This is a genomic window from Mesorhizobium sp. B2-4-15, from assembly GCF_006658505.1.
Taxonomy (GTDB): Bacteria; Pseudomonadota; Alphaproteobacteria; order Rhizobiales; family Rhizobiaceae; genus Mesorhizobium.
This window is the reverse complement of sequence record NZ_VFUZ01000001.1, coordinates 221,412-243,642: the sequence shown is the minus strand read 5'-3', so window position 1 is coordinate 243,642 and position 22,231 is coordinate 221,412. Positions and strand designations below refer to the sequence as shown.

Annotated in this window: 27 protein-coding genes; 11 read left to right on the top strand and 16 right to left on the bottom strand. The window is 62.8% G+C overall.

Going from position 1 to position 22,231, the window contains the following annotated elements; translation table 11 throughout:
* Positions 1-74: 74 nt before the first annotated feature.
* Entirely contained in the window at positions 75-1,355 is a 1,281-nt protein-coding gene (locus FJ930_RS01310; protein ID WP_141833906.1) for a PRC-barrel domain-containing protein, read from the bottom strand.
* Positions 1,356-1,636: 281 nt separating this feature from the next.
* Between FJ930_RS01310 and FJ930_RS01305 the strand changes: the two genes are divergently transcribed.
* Positions 1,637-2,557, top strand: a complete 921-nt coding sequence (locus FJ930_RS01305; RefSeq protein ID WP_141833904.1) for a diacylglycerol kinase family protein — start codon at positions 1,637-1,639, stop codon at positions 2,555-2,557.
* 29 nt (positions 2,558-2,586) lie between these two features.
* On the opposite strand, the gene FJ930_RS01300 is transcribed toward FJ930_RS01305, so the two are convergent.
* Positions 2,587-2,760, bottom strand: coding sequence for a hypothetical protein (locus FJ930_RS01300; protein ID WP_140608839.1), 174 nt, complete (start codon positions 2,758-2,760; stop codon positions 2,587-2,589).
* A 138-nt stretch (positions 2,761-2,898) separates the two neighbouring features.
* On the opposite strand from FJ930_RS01300, the gene FJ930_RS01295 reads away from it, so the two are divergent.
* Positions 2,899-4,431 carry an HWE histidine kinase domain-containing protein gene (locus tag FJ930_RS01295; RefSeq protein WP_141833901.1) on the top strand — a complete coding sequence of 511 codons (1,533 nt, stop codon included), beginning with the start codon at positions 2,899-2,901 and terminating at the stop codon, positions 4,429-4,431.
* A gap of 35 nt (positions 4,432-4,466) precedes the next feature.
* On the opposite strand, the gene FJ930_RS01290 is transcribed toward FJ930_RS01295, so the two are convergent.
* The 3 genes from FJ930_RS01290 to FJ930_RS01280 form a co-directional block, all read right to left on the bottom strand.
* Complete coding sequence (locus tag FJ930_RS01290) at positions 4,467-4,925, bottom strand: hypothetical protein (RefSeq protein ID WP_141833899.1); 459 nt, start codon at positions 4,923-4,925, stop codon at positions 4,467-4,469.
* An 11-nt stretch (positions 4,926-4,936) separates the two neighbouring features.
* Complete coding sequence (locus FJ930_RS01285; protein ID WP_140608845.1) at positions 4,937-5,263, bottom strand: DUF883 family protein; 327 nt, start codon at positions 5,261-5,263, stop codon at positions 4,937-4,939.
* A gap of 117 nt (positions 5,264-5,380) precedes the next feature.
* Positions 5,381-6,139: a Crp/Fnr family transcriptional regulator gene (locus tag FJ930_RS01280; RefSeq protein ID WP_141833896.1), complete on the bottom strand. Its 759-nt coding sequence runs from the start codon at positions 6,137-6,139 to the stop codon at positions 5,381-5,383.
* Between FJ930_RS01280 and FJ930_RS01275 the strand changes: the two genes are divergently transcribed.
* Positions 6,109-6,669 (top strand): response regulator, encoded by a 561-nt coding sequence (locus FJ930_RS01275; RefSeq protein WP_348642202.1) that lies wholly within the window; start codon positions 6,109-6,111, stop codon positions 6,667-6,669. The genes FJ930_RS01280 and FJ930_RS01275 overlap by 31 nt on opposite strands.
* A 29-nt stretch (positions 6,670-6,698) precedes the next feature.
* Here FJ930_RS01275 and FJ930_RS01270 read toward each other — a convergent pair whose 3' ends face one another.
* Both FJ930_RS01270 and FJ930_RS01265 read right to left on the bottom strand, forming a co-directional pair.
* Positions 6,699-7,250, bottom strand: a complete 552-nt coding sequence (locus FJ930_RS01270; RefSeq protein ID WP_013892668.1) for a sigma-70 family RNA polymerase sigma factor — start codon at positions 7,248-7,250, stop codon at positions 6,699-6,701.
* Between the two features lie 4 nt (positions 7,251-7,254).
* Positions 7,255-7,458 (bottom strand): NepR family anti-sigma factor, encoded by a 204-nt coding sequence (locus tag FJ930_RS01265; RefSeq protein ID WP_140608848.1) that lies wholly within the window; start codon positions 7,456-7,458, stop codon positions 7,255-7,257.
* Between the two features lie 219 nt (positions 7,459-7,677).
* Between FJ930_RS01265 and FJ930_RS01260 the strand changes: the two genes are divergently transcribed.
* The 6 genes from FJ930_RS01260 (at position 7,678) to FJ930_RS01240 (ending at position 11,197) form a co-directional block, all read left to right on the top strand.
* Entirely contained in the window at positions 7,678-8,472 is a 795-nt protein-coding gene (locus FJ930_RS01260; protein ID WP_140743010.1) for a response regulator, read from the top strand.
* 191 nt (positions 8,473-8,663) lie between these two features.
* Positions 8,664-8,828: a DUF1328 domain-containing protein gene (locus FJ930_RS01255; protein WP_010911886.1), complete on the top strand. Its 165-nt coding sequence runs from the start codon at positions 8,664-8,666 to the stop codon at positions 8,826-8,828.
* 182 nt (positions 8,829-9,010) lie between these two features.
* A complete protein-coding gene (locus FJ930_RS01250) occupies positions 9,011-10,045 on the top strand; it encodes a PAS domain-containing sensor histidine kinase (RefSeq protein WP_141833893.1) in 1,035 nt (344 codons plus the stop codon).
* Positions 10,046-10,184: 139 nt separating this feature from the next.
* Entirely contained in the window at positions 10,185-10,361 is a 177-nt protein-coding gene (locus FJ930_RS29920) for a hypothetical protein (RefSeq protein ID WP_181176380.1), read from the top strand.
* A gap of 180 nt (positions 10,362-10,541) precedes the next feature.
* Positions 10,542-10,868 (top strand): hypothetical protein, encoded by a 327-nt coding sequence (locus tag FJ930_RS01245; protein ID WP_141833890.1) that lies wholly within the window; start codon positions 10,542-10,544, stop codon positions 10,866-10,868.
* Positions 10,869-10,951: 83 nt separating this feature from the next.
* Positions 10,952-11,197 carry a YMGG-like glycine zipper-containing protein gene (locus FJ930_RS01240; RefSeq protein ID WP_140608856.1) on the top strand — a complete coding sequence of 82 codons (246 nt, stop codon included), beginning with the start codon at positions 10,952-10,954 and terminating at the stop codon, positions 11,195-11,197.
* A gap of 92 nt (positions 11,198-11,289) precedes the next feature.
* Here the strand turns inward: FJ930_RS01240 and FJ930_RS01235 are convergent, their stop codons facing one another.
* The 3 genes from FJ930_RS01235 to FJ930_RS01225 all read right to left on the bottom strand — a co-directional run bounded on the left by FJ930_RS01235 (position 11,290) and on the right by FJ930_RS01225 (position 15,230).
* Entirely contained in the window at positions 11,290-12,912 is a 1,623-nt protein-coding gene (locus tag FJ930_RS01235; protein ID WP_141833887.1) for a CHASE domain-containing protein, read from the bottom strand.
* A 150-nt stretch (positions 12,913-13,062) separates the two neighbouring features.
* Entirely contained in the window at positions 13,063-13,863 is an 801-nt protein-coding gene (locus tag FJ930_RS01230; protein WP_141833884.1) for an ATP-binding cassette domain-containing protein, read from the bottom strand.
* Between the two features lie 11 nt (positions 13,864-13,874).
* Positions 13,875-15,230, bottom strand: a complete 1,356-nt coding sequence (locus FJ930_RS01225; RefSeq protein WP_141833881.1) for a sugar ABC transporter permease — start codon at positions 15,228-15,230, stop codon at positions 13,875-13,877.
* Here FJ930_RS01225 and FJ930_RS01220 point away from each other — a divergent pair.
* Positions 15,229-15,459, top strand: a complete 231-nt coding sequence (locus FJ930_RS01220; protein WP_141833878.1) for a hypothetical protein — start codon at positions 15,229-15,231, stop codon at positions 15,457-15,459. The two genes, FJ930_RS01225 and FJ930_RS01220, sit on opposite strands and share 2 nt — an antisense overlap.
* Positions 15,460-15,474: 15 nt before the next feature.
* Here the strand turns inward: FJ930_RS01220 and xylF are convergent, their stop codons facing one another.
* Positions 15,475-16,515 (bottom strand): D-xylose ABC transporter substrate-binding protein, encoded by a 1,041-nt coding sequence (xylF, locus tag FJ930_RS01215; RefSeq protein WP_140743024.1) that lies wholly within the window; start codon positions 16,513-16,515, stop codon positions 15,475-15,477.
* A 272-nt stretch (positions 16,516-16,787) separates the two neighbouring features.
* Here xylF and FJ930_RS01210 point away from each other — a divergent pair, with 272 nt between their 5' ends.
* Positions 16,788-18,032, top strand: coding sequence for an ROK family protein (locus tag FJ930_RS01210; RefSeq protein ID WP_141833875.1), 1,245 nt, complete (start codon positions 16,788-16,790; stop codon positions 18,030-18,032).
* 12 nt (positions 18,033-18,044) lie between these two features.
* On the opposite strand, the gene phoB is transcribed toward FJ930_RS01210, so the two are convergent.
* The 5 genes from phoB to pstC all read right to left on the bottom strand — a co-directional run bounded on the left by phoB (position 18,045) and on the right by pstC (position 22,220).
* Complete coding sequence (gene phoB / locus FJ930_RS01205; RefSeq protein ID WP_032917568.1) at positions 18,045-18,734, bottom strand: phosphate regulon transcriptional regulator PhoB; 690 nt, start codon at positions 18,732-18,734, stop codon at positions 18,045-18,047.
* Positions 18,735-18,842: 108 nt separating this feature from the next.
* Positions 18,843-19,550, bottom strand: a complete 708-nt coding sequence (gene phoU, locus FJ930_RS01200; protein ID WP_140608868.1) for a phosphate signaling complex protein PhoU — start codon at positions 19,548-19,550, stop codon at positions 18,843-18,845.
* A 25-nt stretch (positions 19,551-19,575) separates the two neighbouring features.
* Complete coding sequence (gene pstB / locus FJ930_RS01195) at positions 19,576-20,379, bottom strand: phosphate ABC transporter ATP-binding protein PstB (protein ID WP_140765961.1); 804 nt, start codon at positions 20,377-20,379, stop codon at positions 19,576-19,578.
* On the bottom strand, positions 20,376-21,227 hold the full coding sequence (pstA, locus tag FJ930_RS01190) for a phosphate ABC transporter permease PstA (RefSeq protein WP_140608872.1): 852 nt from the start codon (positions 21,225-21,227) through the stop codon (positions 20,376-20,378). The genes pstB and pstA overlap by 4 nt, the downstream gene beginning before the upstream one ends.
* Positions 21,228-21,230: 3 nt before the next feature.
* A complete protein-coding gene (pstC, locus tag FJ930_RS01185; RefSeq protein WP_140743030.1) occupies positions 21,231-22,220 on the bottom strand; it encodes a phosphate ABC transporter permease subunit PstC in 990 nt (329 codons plus the stop codon).
* Positions 22,221-22,231: the final 11 nt, after the last annotated feature.

Here is a 22,231-nt window from a genome sequence, read left to right as displayed (position 1 = left end):
CTGCGCGCCAGACTTTCTCCACCTACTGCCCTACTGCCCTACTGCCCTACTACTACTGCCTACTGCCTATTCCCTTACTTCACAATCATCCGCTGCTGGTCGCGCTTCTGCGCATAGCTGCCCTTGTCGTACGCAGTCTGCGCCTGAAGCTGCTCCTTGGTGAAAGTGGTGTAGAGGTATTTCTTGCCATTCTTGTCGGTCATGAATTTCAAATTGTCCATGCCAACCGCCACTTCCTTCGCACCGATGCCAAGGAAACCGCCGACATCGACGATCACCGCATCGGGCTTCTTGTCTGGCGTGAGCACGACATCCCCGATTGTTCCGACCTTGGCGTCGTTGGCGCCGTAGACGGTGGTGCCTTTCAGGTCGTCGGCCCTGATCTCGCCGACCGGCATCGCGGTCAACGTCGATTTGTCGATGGCAGCGGTCTGGGTCTGGTCGGGCGCCGGCTGAGCCTCGGCTGTCTTGTTCGCCGGAGCGGTGGCAGGAGCCGTAGTGGTAGCCGGCGCAGTTGCCGCCGGTGCGTTGGAAGCGGTCGTCGCCGGTGCCGGATCATAGGCCTTGCGGTTGAAATCCGGCTGTGCCTGCAGCTCTTCCTTGGTGGTCTGCGCCACCAGCCAGCGCTCGCCGTTCTTTTCCGCCCACTGCGCCTTGTTGAAATCGTAGGTTACGTTCTTTGCACCGAGCCCAAGGAACCCGCCTACGCCGATGACCAGGGATTGGGCCTTGCCTTCCTTGGACAGCACGATGTCGTTGACACTGCCGATTTTCTGCGCGTCATCGCCGGTGCCGTTATAGACGGCCTTGTCGATGATGTTGGTCGCAAGGTTGCCGTCGGCGTGCTTCACCGGTTCGGCAGGCGCGGCATTCGTGCCGGCGGAATTTTGCGCGGTTGTCGCGGGCGCTGCCGCATCCGTCGAAGCAGGGGCCGGGGCATAGGCCTTGCTGTCGAATTCCGGGTGCGCTTTCAGTTCGTCCTTGCTTGTCTGTGCGACCAGCCAGCGGTCGCCGTTCTTCTCGGCCCACTGCAGCTTGTCATAGTCGAAGGCGACATTCTTCGTGCCTACGCCCAGAAAGCCGCCGACGCCGATGACGACGGACTTCGCCATGCCGTCCTTGTCGAAGACGACATCGCTGACCTTGCCGATATTCTCGGCGTTGTCGCCAGTGCCGTTGTAGACGGATGCGCCAATGATGTTGGTGACGATGCTGCCTTCGGCGCGCGGCACCGGAGTTGCTGCCGGCTGCTCAGCGGCGGGTGCGGCGGGTGCGGGAGTAGTCGCGCTCTGCGCGAAAGCGCCGGTCGCGACCAATGTCGCGAGGGCGGTGGTGGCAAAAAGGGTGCGGATCATAATGGTCTCCTCGTGCATGATTTCGTGCACACCGCGTCCGGATTGAACCGTCGCTGGGGAGGCCCGGGCGCGGCGTCTTCTACAGGTTCACAACGTCGTGACCATGCTGTTGTTCCAAAAGACGCCTTGGCATTCGTGACCAACACGACGCTCGTGGATGACAGCCACCAAATGCGGCCGCAGGTCCCCGGCGCTGCCGGGAACCTTTCCCGTTTCGCCGCGTTTTTTGCCTTGGCTGGGCGCGTCCCGGTCGGCTTTTGGTTGAGCTTACGGAGCGGGGCATGAAATTTGCTGCGGTGCTGAACCAGGACGGCGGCACCTTGCGCACCATCGACCTCGCCGCTTTTTCCGACAGGGTGCGTCAGACGCTTGAAACGGCAGGCCACACTCTCAGCATAGATGTGGTCGCCGGCAAGGACGTAGCGGAAACTCTCGACTATGCCGCTTCGCGCCGCACCGTCGATGTCGTGCTGGCTGGTGGCGGTGACGGAACCATTTCAGCCGCGGCGGCCAGGTTGATGGGCAAGAAAAAAGCGCTTGCCATATTGCCCGCCGGCACCATGAACCTGTTCGCACGTGGTCTGGGCATTCCGCAGTCGCTCGATGCCGCGCTGAAGTCCTTCGCCGACGGCGAAATCATCGCGGTCGACATGGCTACGGCCAACGGCCAGCCCTTCATCCATCAGTTCTCCATAGGCATGCATGCAAGGATGGTGCAGCTGCGCGAGAGGATGGAATTCGGTTCGCGCCTGGGAAAGATCGGCGCTTCGGCCAAGGCGGCCTGGGCGACAATCAAGAATCCGCCGGCCATGAACGTCACGCTCAGTATCGGCGAGGCCGAGATGACGGCGCGCATATCAGGTATCGGCGTCACCAACAACCTGTTCGGCGAAGGTCACCTGCCTTATGCGGACAATCCGGCGGGCGGCGTGCTCGGCATCTATGTCACGGTGGCGCAGCAACGCGCCGAGCTCGTCAAGTTCTTCTTCAACATGGCGCGCGGCAAATGGCGCGACAACGAGCATGTCGAAATCCATCAATCCGATCGGACGGTTCTGAAGATTCATTCCGGCAGCAGGAAGTTCCGTGCCGTCATGGATGGCGAACTGGTCAGGCTCGATCGTGAGACGATCATTGAAATCCAGCCTGGCGCGCTCAACGTCCTGGTGCCGGCCAGCATTGCCGAGGCAAAGGCCGCCTGATGCGATCTCGAACGATGGCGGCCGAAAATCTAGCCGCTTGGCGCGCTTCCTTGCTCTGTCGCCGGGGTCTTGGCCACCTCGCCATAGATTTCGGCAATGCCCCAGGCCGCGAAGGCCAGAAGCAGCGCAGCGATCAGAATACGCAAACCGTGCCAGCCCCATCGCCCTTGACGCGCTTTGTTTTCGGGAATGATCTTGGTCATGGTCGGTCCTTGTCTCGTTTTGCACTACCGGGGTGCATCCGGCAAATCATGGTCGGGTAACGGTTCCTTGCTAGGATGGTTCCGGAAACGCCGGGCCTGGCGGGTAAGACGGCGAAGGCCGGGACATTGGGGACTTGGGTGAATAGCAGGACCGAAACAGCGCCGGGTCTGCCGGCCAAGGTTGCGCGCGCGGTGAGGGACGAAGACCGGCTGGCCGTGCTGCATGGGCTGGAGATGCTGGATACCGCGGCCGATCCGGATTTCGACCGCATCACCAGCCTTGCCGCGGCCGTGATGCACGTGCCGGTCGCGCTGGTCACGCTCGTCGATCTCGAACGGCAATGGTTCAAGTCCTGCTTCGGCCTGGACGAGACCGGGACCGCGACCGACATCTCCTTTTGCGCCCACACGATCGCCGCTGGCGACGAACCCATGGTGGTGGCGGACGCAACGACGGATCCACGGTTCAAAGCCAACCCGCTGGTCACCGGCAAGCACCATGTGCGCTTCTATGCCGGCGCTCCGATCATCGTCGCAGGCGCCAGCATCGGCACGCTGTGCGTATTTGACCGCAAGCCGCACGCCTATCCATCCCGGGCCAGGCTCGACCAGTTGAGGACTCTCGCCGGCCTTGCCGGCAACCTGTTCACCTTGAAGGATGCGACCCGCAGCGGTGCTATCGCCGAGGCCGCACTTGCGCGCGAGGAAAAACGGCGCGCCATCGCGCTCGATGCGGCCTCGCTCGCCAGCTGGGCATGGGATATCCGCAGCGACATGATCGAATGCGATGTCCGGCTGTCGGAACTGTTCAACCTGCCGCGCTCGACCCGCCTGCGAGCACGCGACATCCTCGCCGCCATCGACCCGCGCGACGTCTACCTGACCGAAACCCGCTTTCGCGATGCCTTGACCGGCAGCGACGACTATTTCGGCGAATATCGCGTGAAAGGTTTTCATCCGCCGCGCTGGGTGGCGACACGCGGCCGCGTCATCGAGCGCGATGGCGACGGCAAGCCGACACTGATCTTCGGCGTCAACTACGACATCTCCGAGCGCAAGCTCGGCGACGAACGGCAGAGGCTTTTGCTGCGCGAGCTCAACCACCGCGTCAAGAACACGCTGGCGACCGTCCAGGCGTTGGCGACCCAGACCGTGCGTCATGCCCGTCAGCCGAGCGAGTTCCTCGACGCTTTCGGCGCCCGGCTTCAGGCCCTGGGCATCGCCCACAATCTCTTGTCCGACCGCGAGTGGCGCGGTATCGGCATCCGCGAACTCGTCCAGATCGAGATCAGGCCGTTCGACACGGCCGATCGGCCGCGCATCACCATCTCCGGCGCCGATCTGCTGCTGTCGCCCGATCAGGCCGTCGGCCTTGGCCTTATCCTGCACGAATTGGCCAGCAACGCGCTGCAATATGGATCTCTGTCGGTTGCATCCGGCAAGGTCGATCTCGACTGGAAGACACAGGGCAAGAAGGGCGCCCGGCGCCTGGTGCTGACCTGGCGGGAAAGCGGCGGCCCGCGGGTTGCCCCGCCCGAGCGCCACGGCTTTGGTTCAATCCTCATCCGCCGCAGCCTGGCCAAGGTCATTTCAAGCGAAGTGACCCATGAATTCCGGCCCGAAGGCGTATTCGCCGAAATATCGATGCCGCTGGAAGATCTGTCCAAGTGACTGACTGGCCATGATCGCGGACCAGAGCGGCGGCGTCATTTCCGCCCCCCGGCCTCCGGATCGTCGGGCTTCACGTTCTCGCGGTAGATGGCATAGGCCACGAGTGCCGCGGCCGGACCCAGAATGACGCCGAGGCCGCCTTTTCCCTTAATCAATGCCGGCAGCACCGCGAGTGCGGCGGAGATCCCGATCGCCTTCATATCGGCTTTACGCCGCATTGCCTCGCGGCGGGCGCGGGCACCGGCCATCAAGCGATGGCTCAGAAGCACGAGCCCGGCGATCACCAGGAAGCCGATGCCGAAGCCAAGTGCCGTCACCTGCGATCCATAGCGGGCGGCGACCCAGATATAGGCTGCCCCGACCAGAAAGCCGAGACCGCAGAGCGCCGCCAGCGCGGCAAGCGCATAGACGATGGCCGCCGTACGCGCGCGGCGTATGGCGGCCATGGTTTCACCGGAGGCGAAACCCGAAAGCAGGGATGCCAGCAGTCCCATCTGCGGGGGAACTAGCGGCGCGCGAGCAGCGCGAAGAGGAAGCCGACGCCGGCGGCGATCGCCAGGGACGTCACGGGCTTTTCCCGAACGCTTGCAACGATCTGGGCCTCGATGTCCCTTGCGTTGCCGCGCAGGCTGTCGAAGGCCGCTTCACCCTGAGCGCGCAACTGCTCGACACCTTCCGCCGCCGCACGGCGCGCTGTGCCGTAGCCATCTTCGCCGGTCTTGGCCAACTGCTTGGTGAGCTTGTTGATATCGGCCTTAAGCTGCCTGATGTCGGCTTCGAGATCCGAATTCGCCCGCGCCTCGTTGGCGGTCTTCCCTGCGGCGGTTGCCATTGCTTAACTCCTTGTGATTGCTCGATTTCAAACGCGCCGTGCGTCTCAAGGTTCCGACGTCGGGACAAACTAGCCGAAAACCTGCCGGCGCGCATCCATCTGCCGGGATTAGCCGCATCAGATCAGTGGGCGGCGGCCCTCGCCCAGCCCTTCCCAGCCAGCGAGCTGCTTGAGCGCTTCATTGTCGACGACCTCGCAGCCGCCGTCGCGCCAGACGATCAGCTTGCGGTCCATCAATCTGCGGATCGTCTTGTTGGTGTGAACCAGCGACAGGCCAAGCGTGTCGGCGATGTGCTGCTGCGTGATCGGTATCCGGATGGACTGCTTGCCGCTCAGTCCGACAACTTTGGCGCGGCTGCCTATGAAGGCGATAAGATAGGCGGCGCGCTCGATCGCACTGCGTCGGCCGACACTGAGCAGGTTCTCGTCCAGCATCCGTTCTTCGCGCGACGCGATCCACGTGATGTCGTAGGCGAGACCCGGATGGTTGCGGTAGAGCTCATGCAGGTTGTCGCGTTCGAAGACGCATAGCAGCATTGGCGACAGGGCCTCGACGGAATGCTGCATTTCTCCCATGACGCTGCCTTGCAGGCCAATGAGATCGCCGGGCATGAGATAGTTGAGGATCTGTCGGCGACCATCCGGCAACAGCTTGTAGCGGAATGCCCATCCCGACAGCACGGTGTAGAGATGGGCGCTATGGCTTCCTTCCACGAGGACCGTGGCCCCCTTGTCGACCGCGAGTTCCCCCTTCTTGAACCGGCTGATGAAGGCCAGCTCCTGTTTTTCGAACTCCCGGAAGACCGGCAGGGGCCGTAATGGGCAATTCTCGCAGGGATATTGGCTTGAAAAAGAATGCGCATTCTGGCCTGGCATTTCGACCCCTCTTCGAAAGCCTGCCAGCTGGCAGGTCGGGTTTCAATCGCTTGCCAGGGATCGATCCCGCCGCTGGCGGCATGTCTTTTTTAAATGACAATGCGCCAAATAGCGATCATGACTCACGATGTTTCATGGAGCGATTGCCTGTGCCTCACTTGCTTGACGGATTGCGAATTCTTGTCCTGGAGGATGAATTCCTCATTGCCATGGATGTGGAGCAGCTTTGCCGCGACCATGGTGCCAATGAAGTGGTGGTTGCCCGCAACCTGACCGAGGTCGATGGCCGAAAGATCGCACTGCAATTCGACGCGGCCATCGTCGATCTGATGCTGGGTGGCGCCTCGACGCTCGAATTCGCCGCCGGCTTGCGGGAAACAGGCGTCCCGTTCGTGTTTGCCTCCGGCTATTCGGATGCGCACGAGATCCAGGCATCCTTTCCGGGAGTGAGGCTGGTCTCCAAACCCTATTCAGGCCAAGATCTCGTCGAAGCGGTGGCCCAGGCTTACGGACGAGGCTCCCCTGGTTGAGACCGATGCGGCCGCGTCCGGATCGCGCTTCAATGCGCAGCCGTCCCGGTGACCTGAGTTGAGATCGCATCGGGGCCATATTCGTCTTCACCGGAGATTTTCAGGATTTCCTGCAGCCGTGTGCGGGCTCTGCTGACGCGGCTCTTGATCGTTCCGACCGCGCAGCCGCAGATTTCGGCGGCCTCCTCATAGGAGAAGCCCGATGCACCGATGAGGATGATGGCTTCACGCTGGTCCTCCGGAAGCTGCTCGAGAGCGCCCCGAAAATCCTTGAGGTCGAGTTGGCCGTGCTGGGCCGGATGCACCGCGAGCCTGGCCGTCATGATGCCGTCGCTGTCCTGCACCTCGCGGCCACGCTTGCGCATTTGCGAATAGAATTCATTGCGCAGGATCGTGAAAAGCCAGGCTTTGAGATTGGTGCCGGGCTGGAAGCTCTCATGCTTGTCCCAGGCTTTGACCAGCGTTTCCTGAACGAGGTCGTCGGCCTTGTCGGCATTTTGCGTCAGCGACACGGCAAACGCCCGCAAGCTTGGTATTGCCCCAAGCAGATCGGTCTTGAAGCCTTGGGAGACCGCTGCCATGCCCTCAGTCCTTTTTCTGCGCGGGTTCGGTCTGCTCCAGTTGGCTGAGCAACCGGGCAAAGCGATCCGGCACATCGTCGGACACCAGCTCGTCATAATACTGTTTGAGTTTGCGCCCGATTTCGGAATTCGGCCCCAATGGATCGCCGACCCCGTTCCGGCGCCTGCCCGCGGCGCCAGCCAAAATATCTTTCGTCATATTTTTCATTTTGCCCTTATATTCCAGCACCGAAGCCGCCCATATTCAACTCAACACAAGGCAAGCGGCCCCTCGTCTGGTTGCCCATCCCGGGTCTCAACGCCGTCGCCGCCCATTCGTTCCATATCACGCGGAACTTTTTCGGAAAGGCCGCGTTGTACCTGTGGGGCTTGCAAGCAGCTTGACCTGCGATTCAGTCAAACACGTCATGTGAGGGAGACGTCCATCATGAGCTTATCCGCCACCATCGCTCCGCATCTGCCATTCCTGCGCCGCTTCTCGCGTGCCGTCTCGGGATCGCAAGAGAGCGGCGACGCGCTGGTCGCCGCGATGCTCGAGGCCATCATTGCCGATATCGACATCTTCCCGGAGGCATCGAGCGACCGCATCGCCTTGTACAAGGTTTTCGCCAAGCTCTTCACCTCGGTCGCCATCCGCGTGCCGCAGGAGCAGGCACAATCGGCGTGGGAACAGCGCGCGGCCGCCAATCTCAATGCGATCGCGCCGCTTCCCCGCCAGGCCTTCCTGCTGGTTGCCGTCGAAGGCTTCAGCGAGGACGAGGCCGCCGAGATACTCGACGTCGGCGAACAGGAGTTCTCCGACTTGCTTGCCCAGGCAAGCAATGAGATTTCCCGCCAGGTGGCAACCGACGTGCTGATCATCGAGGACGAGCCGCTGATCGCCATGGACATAGAAGAGATGGTCGAGAGCCTCGGCCATCGTGTCGTCGGCACGGCGCGTACCCACGCCGAAGCGGTGACGATGTTCGGCAAGACGCGGCCGAAGATGGTGCTGGCCGACATCCAGCTCGCCGACGGCAGTTCAGGCATCGAGGCGGTCAACGAAATCCTGTCGTCGACCTCCGTGCCGGTTATCTTCATAACCGCCTTTCCGGAGCGCCTCCTGACCGGCGAGCGCCCGGAACCGGCCTTCCTGGTGACCAAGCCGTTCAATCCCGACATGGTCAAGGCGCTGATCAGCCAGGCGCTGTTCTTCGACCGTCAGGCGAAGGCCGCCGCATAGGCTCAGGGCTTTCGCGGATCTGATCGGACAGTATGACTTCGGGGCCGCCCGATGCGATGCGTCGGGCGGCCCTTTGCGGTCCTTATCGGCGAATTGATCCGAACCATTGCATGCGTCGTCTTTTTCGGCAAAGGGTGGAACAAACCGCAACCACCCACGTTTTGTCAGCATCATTCGGAAGGAGAAGAACCATGCTTTACTGGGCGCTCGTATTTCTCGTCGTAGCAATCATCGCCGGCGCGCTTGGTTTTGGCGGCATCGCCGGTACATCTGCTGGGATCGCGCAGATTCTGTTCTTCATCTTTCTCGCCTTCCTGGTCATTTCGCTTCTTGCCGGCCTGTTCAGACGGGCGTGAACGCATCCAAGCGAACACTGGAAGCCGCACCCCTCAAACGGTTTCCAGCCACCGCCGGGCGGTATCCTTCAAAGGGACACCGTCCGGCGGACCGCTTTTGAAGGCTGGCTTTCCAAGAAATTTCATTGGGAACCCATTTGACAGTGAGCCGTTCAGCGTGAGTTGGGTGGACAGATTGACCGATGCGCTCCAGGACTCCAGATAAAACGGAAGGCGCACGGACCGACGAGGTCATCGCCCTGCATCCGGCTGAAAGCGGCATGCAGCTTGGCCGGGCTCTGCTCCACGCCCTCTACAATGCCGGAATCTCGGTTCTTTATCAGGATCGCGAGATGAAGACCGTCTGGGCCCGCAACATGCGTGCGCCCTGGGTTTCGGACAATACCGATGGCAATGGCATCCTGCCGTTGGCGCAGGCCGACCGCATCAGCGCCGCCAAGCACGATGTGGTCGTGACTGGCGATCCTCAGCACCTTGAGATCAGTATGCCGGTCGAGAACGGCGTGCGCTGGTTTCAGGTTTGGGTTGATGCCGACCGGGGCGACGACGGCGACGTGCAAGGTGTCGTCACCACCATGGTCGAGACGACCGAGCAGAAACGGCGCGAACAGACGCTGACAACGCTTCTGCGCGAAGTCAGCCACCGCTCGAAGAACCTCCTGGCGATCATCCAGAGCATCGCGACCCAGACCGGTCGCTATTCCGATGGCATCAGCGACTTCCTGACGCGCTTTCGCGGCCGACTTCAGTCGCTGGCTTCTTCCCAGGATCTGGTGACATCCTCCAACTGGCGCGGCGCGGCGCTCCATGAGTTGGTGGCGAGCCAGGTCGGCCGCTACGAGACGAACACACCGCATAGCCTTCGCTTCCGGGGCGCCAATCCCTACCTCAATCCAAACGCCGCGCTGCATATCGGCCTGGCGATGCATGAACTCGCGGTCAATTCGGTCAGCTACGGTGCCCTGTCCCGGCCGGATGGTTTCGTCGAGGTGACCGCCGATCTCAACACTGCCGCCACCGGTGAAGTTACCCTGTCCCTCATATGGGCCGAAACCATCGGCACCAACGGCGGCCGAGGCAAGCAAAAGCGTTTCGGCAGCGTCGCGCTGGAACGGGTGGTGCCGGCATCCCTGAGTGGAACCGCGAGCCTCGACATCGCCGATGGCCATCTTGAATACCGCCTTGTCGTTCCGCACAGCAACTTCGATACGCAATGAGCGGGCCACGACAAGCAGCGATTCTTAACCGGCTATTCACCATAAGAGTGAATGCTGTTTTTCTCGGATACCAGCGGAACCTGCGGCCTTTTTGGACATTTCCGCAGTAGCATTTACAGCTCGGTGCGGGAGGACGCCCTTGACGATTGCCGACATGAACAGACTGGAACAGGCCGCTCGAATTTCCATGGGCGAGTTCCTGGATCCCGAGGCGTCCGCGCAATCGCTTCCCGCTGCCCGTAACCGGTTACCGGGCATTGTTGTATTGGCGCTGGTCGCCGCAATCCTCCTGACAGCGCTGTTCCAGTTCACCTGATCGCGATCGGCGTCCTGGCTGTGGGCCGGCTGCGATATGGTCTTGGCCGCCGTTCCAACTGGTGACGGGGGCCATTGCGGAAATCTGTTCCCGGCGGGCCGGCATTATTCGCCTGTCCCTGGATGGAAAAGGAACTTTCTGGCGATGCGGTCCGTTGTTGTGGCGAGAGGATATTTCCCCATGGAACACATCGCCGCGTTGCTGCTGGTCATTGGTTGCACCAACTCGATGGCCGAGTGCCGTGAACTGCAGGTTCCCGTGAGCGTTTTTGCAACCGCCGATGAATGCACCGCCGAACGTCCCTTCGCCATGAGCGACGTTCAGGGGCAGGCGCAGCATGTCGTTGCCAAATGCCTTCCTGTCGATCCCGCGCTCGAGGACGACTACGACCAGATCGTCTGGAATGTGCGCCCCGATGGCAGCCTCGACGCTTCGCTGGCGATTTCCGGCCCCGTCATGGCATCGAACGCGGCGCGCCCAGAAAAAGACTACCTTAGCCAACAATAAATTCGAGCAGCAAAGACCGTTGTTTCATGCTAAATGGCGGTTGGAGTTTACTAAAGTGAGGACACAAAGTGAGGAGTGACTCTATGCGGAAAATGATTATTGCCATGGTTGCGGTGGTCGCGGTCAGCGGCTGTACCAGCACCGAAAAGGATGTGGCTGGCGGTACCTTGATTGGCGCCGGTATCGGCGGCCTGGTCGGCGGCGGCAAGGGCGCACTGGTCGGTGCGGCTGTTGGTGCCGGTTCCGGCCTTTTGGTGCGCAACCTGCGCAATGGCTACTGCCAATACCGTGATCGCCACGGCCGCATCTACACGGCGCGCTGCAACTAGTCAGCGACAACGGAATGCAGATCCGGAGGCCGGTATCGTGCCTCCGGATTTTCTTGACCGGCGATCTGTTGCTTGGCCTGGTAACGGCAGATTTAGCCGACCAGCGGAATTCTGATTTCCACCTTCAGACCATCGGCCTGAAAATCGCGTTTGATCGTGCCGCGCAGTTCGCGCGTGACATTGAGGTCGATCAGCTTGGTGCCGAAACCGGTTTCGGCCGGCGCCTCGACTTTCTTCTTTCCGACCTCCCGCCAGTTCAGGGCCAGCGTCCGCTCCCGCCCGCGCCCCTCCAGCAGCCAGTCCACCTTGAGCGCGCCAACGGAATTGCCGGCTTCGCCGTATTTGAGCGCATTGGTCGCCAGCTCATGGAAGGTCAGGCCAAGCGCCTGCGTCGTGGTCTCGTCGAGCAGCACCTCCGGCCCCGAGAGGAGCTCGTCGGGCAGTTCCTTGCCGAACACCTGGCCGAGCTCGATGCGCAGGAGGTCGGCGAGATCGGCCTTCTGCCAGCGCGAGCGCGTCAGCATATCCTGTGACGCAGCCATGGCCTGCAGCCTGGCCGAGAAGGATGCGGAAAACTCGTTGACATCGGTCGCCCGCGAAGCCGTCTGCCGCGCGATCGCCAGCACCCTGGTAATCGAATTCTTGATGCGGTGTTTCATCTCCTGCAGCATCAGGTCCTTTTCAAGCAGGCTCTTTTCGGTCGTTTCGTGCAGGCGCGATGCCGCCTCGTAGGCCCGCTCCTGATAGCGGGCCACCAGCGCGATGGCGCCCGCCAGCAGCAGACCAAACAGCCCCAGCATCACCGGGATGGCGCGCGACGACGGCTGCGAGAAGGCGCTGGTCGGCCTGAACAGCACGGTCCACGGACGGCCGGCCACCGTGATCTTTCGGGTGACCAGCAGCCGGTCACCAAGGGCCGAAACCGGTGGCGTCTCCGACCGGAACAGCAGATTGTCGCCATTCACCGCGCCGTCATAGATCTCGGTGTTGACCGGCAGCAGCGGCGCGCGGCTGAGCGCGATCTGGAACAGGTCGCGGGCCCGGAAGGCGGCGTAAAGAAAGCCCGCGGTCGAGGATCGCGATGCGTTGATGACCTCCGGCGCGGTTTCGACGTTGAGCCGCACGAAGACCAGGAAGCCGGTGAAGGTCTGCGCCACACCCGTGCCCTGGCCCAGTTGCACCAGCCCGCTCGCGTGCTGCTGGTCATCGGCCATTGCCTTCTCGATCGCCGCGCGCCGCACCGGTTCGCTGAACATATCGTAGCCGATGCTGGACTGGCTGGAGGGATCCAGCGGCTCGAAAAGCGTGATGGGCGCGCGCCAGGGCTGCGTCGAGTCCGGATAGACCGGATGGCTGGCGCCAAAATCGTGCAGGATATCGCGTTCGACCGCCGCTTCGTCGCCCGTCTTGACAAGCTGGAGGAAGCCGATGCCGCGCAGGCCGGCGAAGTTGTGGTCGATATCCAGCGCATTGAAGAACGCCTTGAACTCGTTCTGGGAGATGTCGCCGTTGCGGGCGTCGAACAGGGCCTGCGTCGACCGCAGCAGCGACAGATGCAGGTCGATCCGGCTCTCGATCCGGTTGAGTGCATCGTCGGCCGCCGCTTCGAACTTGATGCGGGCGGCTTCCTGCGTCGCGAAATAGGCGAACCCAGCCATGGTCATGCTGATCAGCGCAACGGCGATGAACGCAACGATTGGAAAAAGTCTCTTCAACGGATGATGCGGTCCATGGGCAATACCGGACCTTTATGGGCAAGTCGCCGGGCCAACACAATGGCCAGGCCAAGCCATCGCGATCACTGGCATATCACATGAGCGGCAACGCGGGCCCGGTCCGCCAATGCCGGGCGCGACCGACAGGCCTCAGGCGGCGATCTTCAGCGCACCCGGTCCGGGAATGGCGCCAGGAGGACATTTGCCCAGGATGATCATGCCGAGCACCTCGTCCTGGGTTACATCCGTGGTGCGCGCGGTGCCGACGACCTGGCCGTTCTTCATCACGCAGACCCGGTCGGCCAATTCGAACACATCGTGGATGTCGTGGCTGATCAGGAAGATGCCGATGCCATCGGACTTGAGCTGCCTGACCAGTTCGCCGACCTGTGCCGTTTCCTGGGGCCCAAGCGCCGCGGTCGGCTCGTCCATGATCAGGATGCGGGCGTTGAACAGGATAGCGCGGGCGATCGCCACCGACTGCCGCTGCCCGCCCGACAGCTTGATGACCGGCTCCTTGAAACGCTGGAAGCGGGGATTGAGCCGCCCCATCACCTTGCGCGCCTCGGCCTCCATCGCCACGTCGTCGAGCGTGCCCCAGGCGGTCATCAGCTCGCGGCCGAGGAACAAATTGGCGGCGGAGTCGACATTGTCGGCCAGCGCCAGCGTCTGATAGATCGTCTCGATGCCGTATTTCTTGGCATCGCGCGGATTGGTGATCGTGGCTTCCTCGCCATTGACGAAGATCTGCCCGGCGTCGCGCTTGTAGGCGCCGGAGAGTATCTTGATCAGCGTCGACTTGCCGGCGCCGTTGTGGCCGAGCAGCGCCACGACCTCGCCGGCGAAAAGATCGATCGAGGCGTCGTCGACGGCCCGGATGCCGCCAAAGGCAATCGAGATGTTGCGCATGTCGACCAGCGGCGTGCCGGCGGGAGCGGTTTTGTCAGCCATGATCGTATCCTCTAAACCCGCTTGCGATAGACGGTGTCGAGCCAAACGGCGATGACCAGCACGGCGCCGACGACGATGCTCTGCAGCGGCGAGTCGACACCGAGCAGCACCATGCCCGATTGCAGCGACTGCATCAGCAGCGCGCCGAGCATGGCGCCGATGATCGTTCCCGAACCACCGGCAAGCGAGGTGCCGCCGATGACGGCGGCGGCGATGACGAGCAGCTCGTCCAATGTTCCAAGCACATTGGTGGACGAGTTCTGCCGGGCCGACGAGATCGCGGCGGCGATCGTGGCCAGCACGCCCATGATCATGAACACCTTCATGGTGATCCAGCGCGTGTTGATGCCGGCGAGATTGGCGGCCTCCGGATTGCCGCCGATGGCAAAGACATAGCGACCGAAACGGGTGCGGTTGGTGATGAAGGTCATGATCAGCCCGACCGCAACCGCCATCAGCACCGGAATGGCGATGCCGTGAGCGATGAACAGGCCGCCCTCGGGCACGGTGATGTTGTTGGCGGCGGCGTATCTGTTCACGATGCCGATCGGCCACGGATAGGAGTTGGCCAGCCACACCGCGCCCATGATGGCGGCGCAGGTGACGGCGCCAAGCAGCGTCTCGGCCCAGATCGGGCGCAGCGGGAAGCGGAAACGCTTGCGCTGCACCCGTCCGTTGAACAGCGCAAACACCACGGCGAGGCAGGCGACGATGCCGACGATCCAGCTCCAGGTGGCGCCGATCGATCCGGCCGGCCCGCCTCCCATCAGCTGGAAGGTGGCGTCGAGCGGCGCCACGGTCTGGCCGCTGGTGACCCACCAGGCAGCGCCGCGCCAGACCAGCAGGCCGCCAAGCGTGACGATGAAGGCCGGCACTTCGAGATAGGCGATGATGAAGCCCTGGAAGGCGCCGATCAGCAGGCCCAGCACCAGGCCGATGAGCAGCGCGAGCACCCAGATCCACGGATTGCCGAGTTCAAGCCCGACAAACCGCACCAGGAAATGCACCTGGGCAAAACCCATGACCATGCCGATCAGGCCCTCGGCCGAGCCGACGGACAGGTCGATGTTGCGCATGACGATGACCAGCACCATGCCGCAGGCCATGATGGCAACCGCGGAGCTTTGTACTGAAAGGTTCCATAGATTGCGCGGCGTGAGAAAGGTGCGGCTGTCGAAATCGAGCGGATTGACGCCCAGACGCAGGCTCGAAATCACGTGCAGTCCGACCCAGATCAGCAACAGAGCGCCAATCATGCCGAGCATGCGGGTGTCGATCTCGGTTGCCTTCAGGAAGCGGGCAACCGCGCCGAGTTCCGAGGCGCGTGCGGTATCGACCTGCGGCGGGTTGGACGTCGTGTCGGTCATGATTTCCTCCCACTGGCCGCCGTCTGGCGCGGACGCCGGAGCCCAGCCTAGAAGCTATCCGCCTGATGCGGAAACACAAATCTTTTTGAGAAAACGCCGCGGCTTTGAAGCAATTCCAGGAAAAGTGCGTGGCGGTTTTGCATCCGGAATTGCGGGAAACAATGGGCTGGAACGGTTCAGCGATTCAAGAAACACTGAACCGTTCCAGGGCCGCGGCGTCTATATCTGAGAGAAACAGGCCAGCTTAGTTGCAGGCCGCGACGGTGCCGGCGGCGACGCCCGCGCAGACTTCGTCCTTCTTGATCCAGCCGGCATCGATGACGACGTTGAGATTGTCCTTGGTGATGGCGACCGGGGTCAGGAACAGCGACTTGACGGTGTTGCCGCCAGGCGTCGTGAAGTCCTTCACGCCGGCGATGTCGGTCATCTTCTTGCCGTCAGCCAGCTGCGAGGCGATCTCGGCGGCATTCCTGCCGAGCTCACGCGCGTCCTTCCACACCGACACGGTCTGCGTGCCGAGCGCGATGCGGTTCAGCGCGGCATGGTCGCCGTCCTGGCCCGACACCGGCACTGTGCCGGCAAGGCCTTGCGCGGTCAGCGCCGCGACGACACCGCCGGCGGTGCCGTCATTGGCGGCGACCACGGCATCGACCTTGTTGTCGTTGGCGGTCAGGAACTGCTCCATGTTCTTCTGGGCGTTGGCGGGCAGCCAGCCGTCCGTATAGGCCTCGCCGACATTCTTGATCTTGCCGCTGTCGATGGCCGGCTTGAGCACTTCCATCGAGCCCGAGAACAGGAAGTCGGCATTCGGATCGGCGCCCGAGCCCTTGATGAAGACATAGTTGCCTTCCGGCTTGACCTTGAACACCGCGCGGGCCTGCATGCGGCCGACTTCCTTGTTGTCGAAGGTCAGGTAGAAGACGTCCTTGTTCTCGATCAGGCGGTCATAGCCGACGACCGGAATGCCTTCGTCCAGCGCCTTCTGGACGGCCGGGCCGATCGCCGAGGCGTCCTGCGCCAGGATGATCAGCGAATTGGCGCCCTGCGAGATCAGGCTCTCGACGTCGGTGAGCTGCTTGCCGGGATTGGACTGCGCGTCGGCGGAGATGTATTTGTCGCCGGCGGCCTCGATCGCCTTCTTCATGGCGGCCTCGTCGGTCTTCCAGCGCTCTTCCTGGAAGTTGGACCAAGAAACGCCGATGACCTTGCCCTTCGCCTGGGCGACCGACGCGAGCGTCAGTGACATGGCGACACCCGCCAGGATGGCGACTGCGAATCTCTTCATGATTATCCTCCCTGCGCCGCGTATGGCGCGACCAAACGGGCCCGAAGGCCGGCACAAAGGCTCTATTTTTTCGAGCCTCAAAAAAAATAGTGATGCATCGCCGGAAAGCTGTCAACAATGATTCTGATGGATTTCGAGGGGCCGGGAACTTTTTTTCGAGCCCCGCAATAAATAAATGACAGCATCGGCCGCTTCTGCCAGTATTTAGTCGTGTTGCCGACAGTGTTCGAGGGCAGGAAGAACCGCGACGACCGGGAGGATATGGGAAAAACATGTCGGTCGGAATCCGCCACGACGATCTGCGCCGGCGCAACCGCGCGATGGTGATTGCCGCGGTGCGCCGGGCCGGCCAGCCCTCGCGCACCGAAATCGCCGCGACCACCGGCCTCAGCCACTCCACCATATCGGCGATTTCCTCCGATCTGATCGGCGAAGGTATCCTGGCCGAAGGCAAGCCGAGCGAGGCCGGCGCGCTCAAGCGCGGCAGGCCGCAGGTCGGCCTTGGCCTCAATGCGGAAGCCGCAACGGTGATGACCGCTGTGCTGTCGCTGAATTTCCTGTCCGTCGCCGTTATCGACTATGCCGGCCAGGTCATATCAGAGGAACAGCGCCGGCTGGACACGCTGACCATGTCGCGCGATGCACTGATCGGCGAATGCGTCGCCATCGTGCGGCGGCGCCTGGAGGATCCCGACATCGACGTGCGCAGCGTCGCCCGCGTCGCGCTGGCCATCCAGGGCATCACCGACACCGATGCCCGGGCAATGCTGTGGTCGCCCATCACGCCGCAGACCGACATCGCCTTCGCCGACATACTCGAAGCCGAGTTCGGCATCCCCGCCACCGTGGAGAATGACTGCAACATGATGGCGGTGGCGCTGCGCTGGCGCGATCCCGAGCGCTACCGCGACGACTTCATCGCCATTCTCCTTTCGCACGGCATCGGCATGGGCCTGGTGCTGAAGGGCGAGCTCTTCACCGGCACCCACTCCTCGGGCGGCGAATTCGGCCACATGATCCATCGGCCAGGCGGCGCGCTCTGCCGTTGCGGGCGGCGCGGCTGCGTCGAAGCCTATGCCGGCAATTACGCCATCTGGCGCAACGCCAGGCAGCTCAGCGAGGACACCGAGCCGGTCGCCGATGTCAGCGACGCGCAGATGCGGGCGCTGGCGGCGACGGCGCGGCAAACGGACGGGCCCGAGCGCGAGGCCTACCGCAGGGCCGGCGAGGCGCTGGGCTACGGCCTCGGCAGCCTGTTCGCGCTGATCGATCCCGCCCCCGTCGCCATGGTCGGCGTCAGCGCCGCCGCCTTCGACCTGATCGAGCCGGCCTTGCGCGAGGCCATCGCCCAGACCGCCGGCGGCCAGCACTCGAAATCGATTTCCTTCGACACCGAGCCTAACGAGTTGCCGCTGATCCGCGAGGGCTGCGCCATGCGGGCGCTGACTTTCGTCGACCAGGAGATTTTCGCGCCGGGCATGCAGGCGAAAGCCGGCTCCGGGGAGAACGTGGCCTGAATAACGTCGCGCTCAATCCTCGCGGATCGCATACCCTGCACCACGAATGGTGCGGATGACGTCGGGCATGCGGCCGTTGTTGACCGCCTTGCGCAACCGGCCGACATGCACATCCACCGTGCGCTCGTCGATATAGATCGTCTCCCCCCAGACATTGTCGAGCAGCTGGCTGCGCGAAAACACCCGGCCGGGATGACGCATCATGAACTCGAGCAGGCGGAATTCGGTCGGCCCGAGCCGGATTTCGCTCTTCTTGCGGTAGACGCGATGTGATTCGCGGTCGAGCACGATGTCGCCGACCTTGAGCACACTGGACAACACTTCCGGCTTGGCGCGGCGCAGCAGCGCCTTGACCCTGGCCATGAATTCCGGTGTCGAGAACGGCTTGACCAGATAATCGTCGGCGCCGGTCGAAAGGCCGCGCACGCGGTCGCTTTCCTCGCCGCGCGCCGTCAGCATGATGATCGGCAGCCGCTCGGTCTCGGGCCGCATCCTTAGCCGGCGACAGAGTTCGATGCCGGACACCGCCGGCACCATCCAGTCGAGCACCAGCAGGTCGGGGACATTCTCCTGCAGGCGGATCTCCGCCTCGTCGCCGCGCGGGACCACCTCGACCTGGTAGCCTTCCGATTCCAGATTGTAGCGGAGGAGCACGCCGAGCGGCTCCTCATCCTCCACCACCATGATGCGTGGCGCGATCATCGACTGGTCACCTCTAAAGCAATTCCAGGAAAAGTGTGAAGCGGTTTCCGTCCGGAATTGCATGGAAACAAGAGCGGTTTTCCGTGAAACGGTGAACCGCTCTGACGATCAAGCCGCCGGCGCCGACATCGCCGTTTCGTCCTGCTTTGGACGATTCGCTGGCAGCTGCGTACCGGTCAGCACGTAGTAGGCATTCTCGGCGATGTTGGTCACATGATCGCCGATCCGCTCGAGATTCTTGGCGCAGAACAACAGATGCGTGCAAGCGGTGATGTTGCGCGGATCCTCCATCATGTAGGTGAGAAGTTCGCGGAACACGGAGGTGTATTTGACGTCGATGCGTTCGTCGTCGGCGCGCAGCTTGGCAAGGGCCTCGGCATCGTGCGCCGCATACTCCTCGATCACGCCCTGCACCTGGATCAGCACCAGCTGCGCCATGGCGTCTATCGAATGCGACAGGTCGCGCGGCGTGGTGGACAGGCCGACCGTACCGACGCGCTTGGCGATGTTCTTGGCAAGATCGCCAATGCGTTCGAGGTCGCCGGCCATGCGGATCGACCCGACGACATGCCGCAGATCGTCGGCCATCGGCTGGCGCTTGGCGATCAGCGTGATGGCGCGATCGTCGAGTTCGCGCTGGCGCGCGTCCATGATGACGTCGTCGGAGACAACGCGCTGTGCCAGCGCGTTGTCGGAGTTCAGCAGCGCCTTGGTGGCGCCGCCGACCATCGAGCTGGCGAGATCGCCCATGTCGCTGATCAGCCTGCTGATCTGTCCGAGATCCTCGTCGAAAGAAGCGACTGTGTGTTCGGCCATGATCCTGGTCCTCGTATGCGTGAGATCAGCCGAAGCGGCCGGTGATATAGTCCTGCGTGCGCTTCTCGCGGGGCGATGTGAAGATCTTCTCGGTACGGTCGAACTCGACCAGCTCGCCTAGATACATGAAAGCCGTCTGACGCGACACGCGCGCCGCCTGCTGCATGTTGTGGGTGACGATGACGATCGTGTAATCGGCCTGCAGCTCGTCGATCAGTTCCTCGATCTTGGCGGTCGACAGCGGGTCGAGCGCCGAGGCCGGCTCGTCAAGCAGGATGACCTCCGGCTTCACCGCCACGGTGCGGGCGATGCAAAGACGCTGCTGCTGGCCGCCCGAAAGGCTGAGGCCGCTGGCGTTGAGCTTGTCCTTGACCTCGGTCCACAGAGCCGCGCGCTTCAGCGCCTGCTCGACACGGCCGTCCATCTCGGCCTTGCTGATCTTCTCATAGAGCCTGACGCCGAACGCGATGTTTTCATAGATCGACATCGGAAACGGCGTCGGCTTCTGGAACACCATGCCGATCTTGGTGCGCAGCAGGTTGAGGTCCTGCGAGCGGTCGAGAATGTTCCGGCCGTCAAGCAGCACCTGACCCTCGGCGCTCTGCCTCGGGTAGAGCTCGTAGATGCGGTTGAAGACGCGCAGCAGCGTCGACTTCCCGCAGCCCGAAGGGCCAATGAAGGCGGTGACACTGCGCTCGGGCAGCGACAGGCTGATGTCCTTCAGCGCCTTCGACTGGCCATAGTAGAAATTGAGGTTCTTGACCTCGATCTTGGCCTTTTCCACGGCGGCCTCGGCCACGTTCAAATCGGTGGACAACATCGGTTTCATCTGTCCTCTCTGCGTCCGGTAAGGCTGCGGGCGAAGATGCTCAGCCCGAGAACCGTTAAGGTGATTATGAGTGCGCCGGTCCAGGCCAGTTGCTGCCATTCCTCGTAGGGGCTGAGAGCGAACTGGAAGATGGTGACAGGCAGGCTGGCCATCGGCGCGTTGAGATTGCTTGACCAGAACTGGTTGTTGAGCGCGGTGAAGAGCAGCGGCGCCGTCTCGCCGGAAATGCGGGCGATGGCCAGCAATATGCCGGTGACGATGCCGGAGAGTGCCGCACGATAGGCGACAGAGCGGATGACCACCCAGCGCGGTGCGCCGATCGCGGCGCCTGCCTCGCGCAAGGCGTTCGGCACCAGGTTGAGCATGTCCTCTGTGGTGCGCACCACGACCGGGATGACCAGGATGGCCAGCGCGACGGCGCCGGCGATGGCGGAGAAGTGCCCCATCGGCCGCACCAGCAACTCATAGACGAACAGGCCGATAACAATCGACGGCGCCGACAGCAGGATGTCGTTGATGAAACGCACCACCGTGGTCAGCTTCGAGAAGCGTCCGTATTCGGCCATGTAAGTACCGGCCAGCACACCGATCGGCGTGCCGACGATGACGCCGATGACGGTCATCACGATGCTGCCATAGATGGCGTTCAGCAGGCCGCCGGCATCGCCGGGCGGTGGCGTCATCTCGGTGAAGACCGCCAGCGAAACGCCGGACAGGCCCTTGTAGACCAGGGCGCCGAGGATCAGCGCCAGCCAGGCAAGGCCGATGCCGGCGGCGACGACGCAGAGCGCCATCATCACGCCGTTCCTTCTCTTGCGTCTGTTGTGGAGTGCCAGGGACGTCGACATCGGTCAGGCTCCCGTGCGGGCGTCGATGCGCATCAGCATATAGCGTGCGATGGCAAGGATAATGAAGGTGATGACGAAGAGGATCAGGCCGAGCGCCACCAGTGAAGAGGTGTAGAGTTGGCCGTCGGCTTCGGTGAATTCGTTGGCGATCGTCGCGGAGATCGTCGTCGCCGGCGCGAACAGCGAGGCGCTGATACGATGCGCGTTGCCGATGACGAAGGTCACCGCCATGGTTTCGCCGAGCGCGCGGCCGAGGCCGAGCATGACGCCGCCCATAATGCCGACACGGGTGTAGGGAATGACCACGCGCCGCGTGACTTCCCAGGTTGTGCAGCCGATGCCGTAGGCCGATTCCTTCAGCACCGCCGGCACTGTGTCGAACACGTCCTTGGTGATCGAGGTGATGAACGGCAGCACCATGATGGCCAGGATGAGCGACGACGTCAGCAGGCCGATGCCGTAGGGCGGGCCGGCGAACAGGCTGGAGAGCCCGGGCACGTTGTGAAAGATGTCGATGATGAAAGGCTGTACCGTCGTCTGCAGGAACGGTGCGAACACGAACAGGCCCCAGATGCCGTAGATGATCGAAGGGATACCGGCCAGAAGCTCGACGGCGATGCCGATCGGGCGCCGCAGCGGCCGCGGGCAAAGTTCGGTGAGAAAGACGGCGATGCCGATGCCGATGGGAACGGCGATCAGAATTGCGATGGCTGACGTGACGATGGTGCCGTAGATCGGCGACAGGGCGCCGAAATTCTCGGTGACCGGGTTCCATGCCTCGGTTGTCAGAAAGGAAAAGCCGAACTTGGACAGGGCTTCCCATGAGCCGGCAAACAACGAGACGGCGACGCCGCTGAGGATGAGCAGGACGAGAACGGCGGAAGAGCGCGTCGCCTCCCGAAACACCGTGTCCGTGAAGGCGAAGCGCCGCACTGTCGCATCCCTGGACCGCATGGCGCTCGATAACGGCGTGGCTTCTGAAACGGTGGTCATCTAGCCCCTCG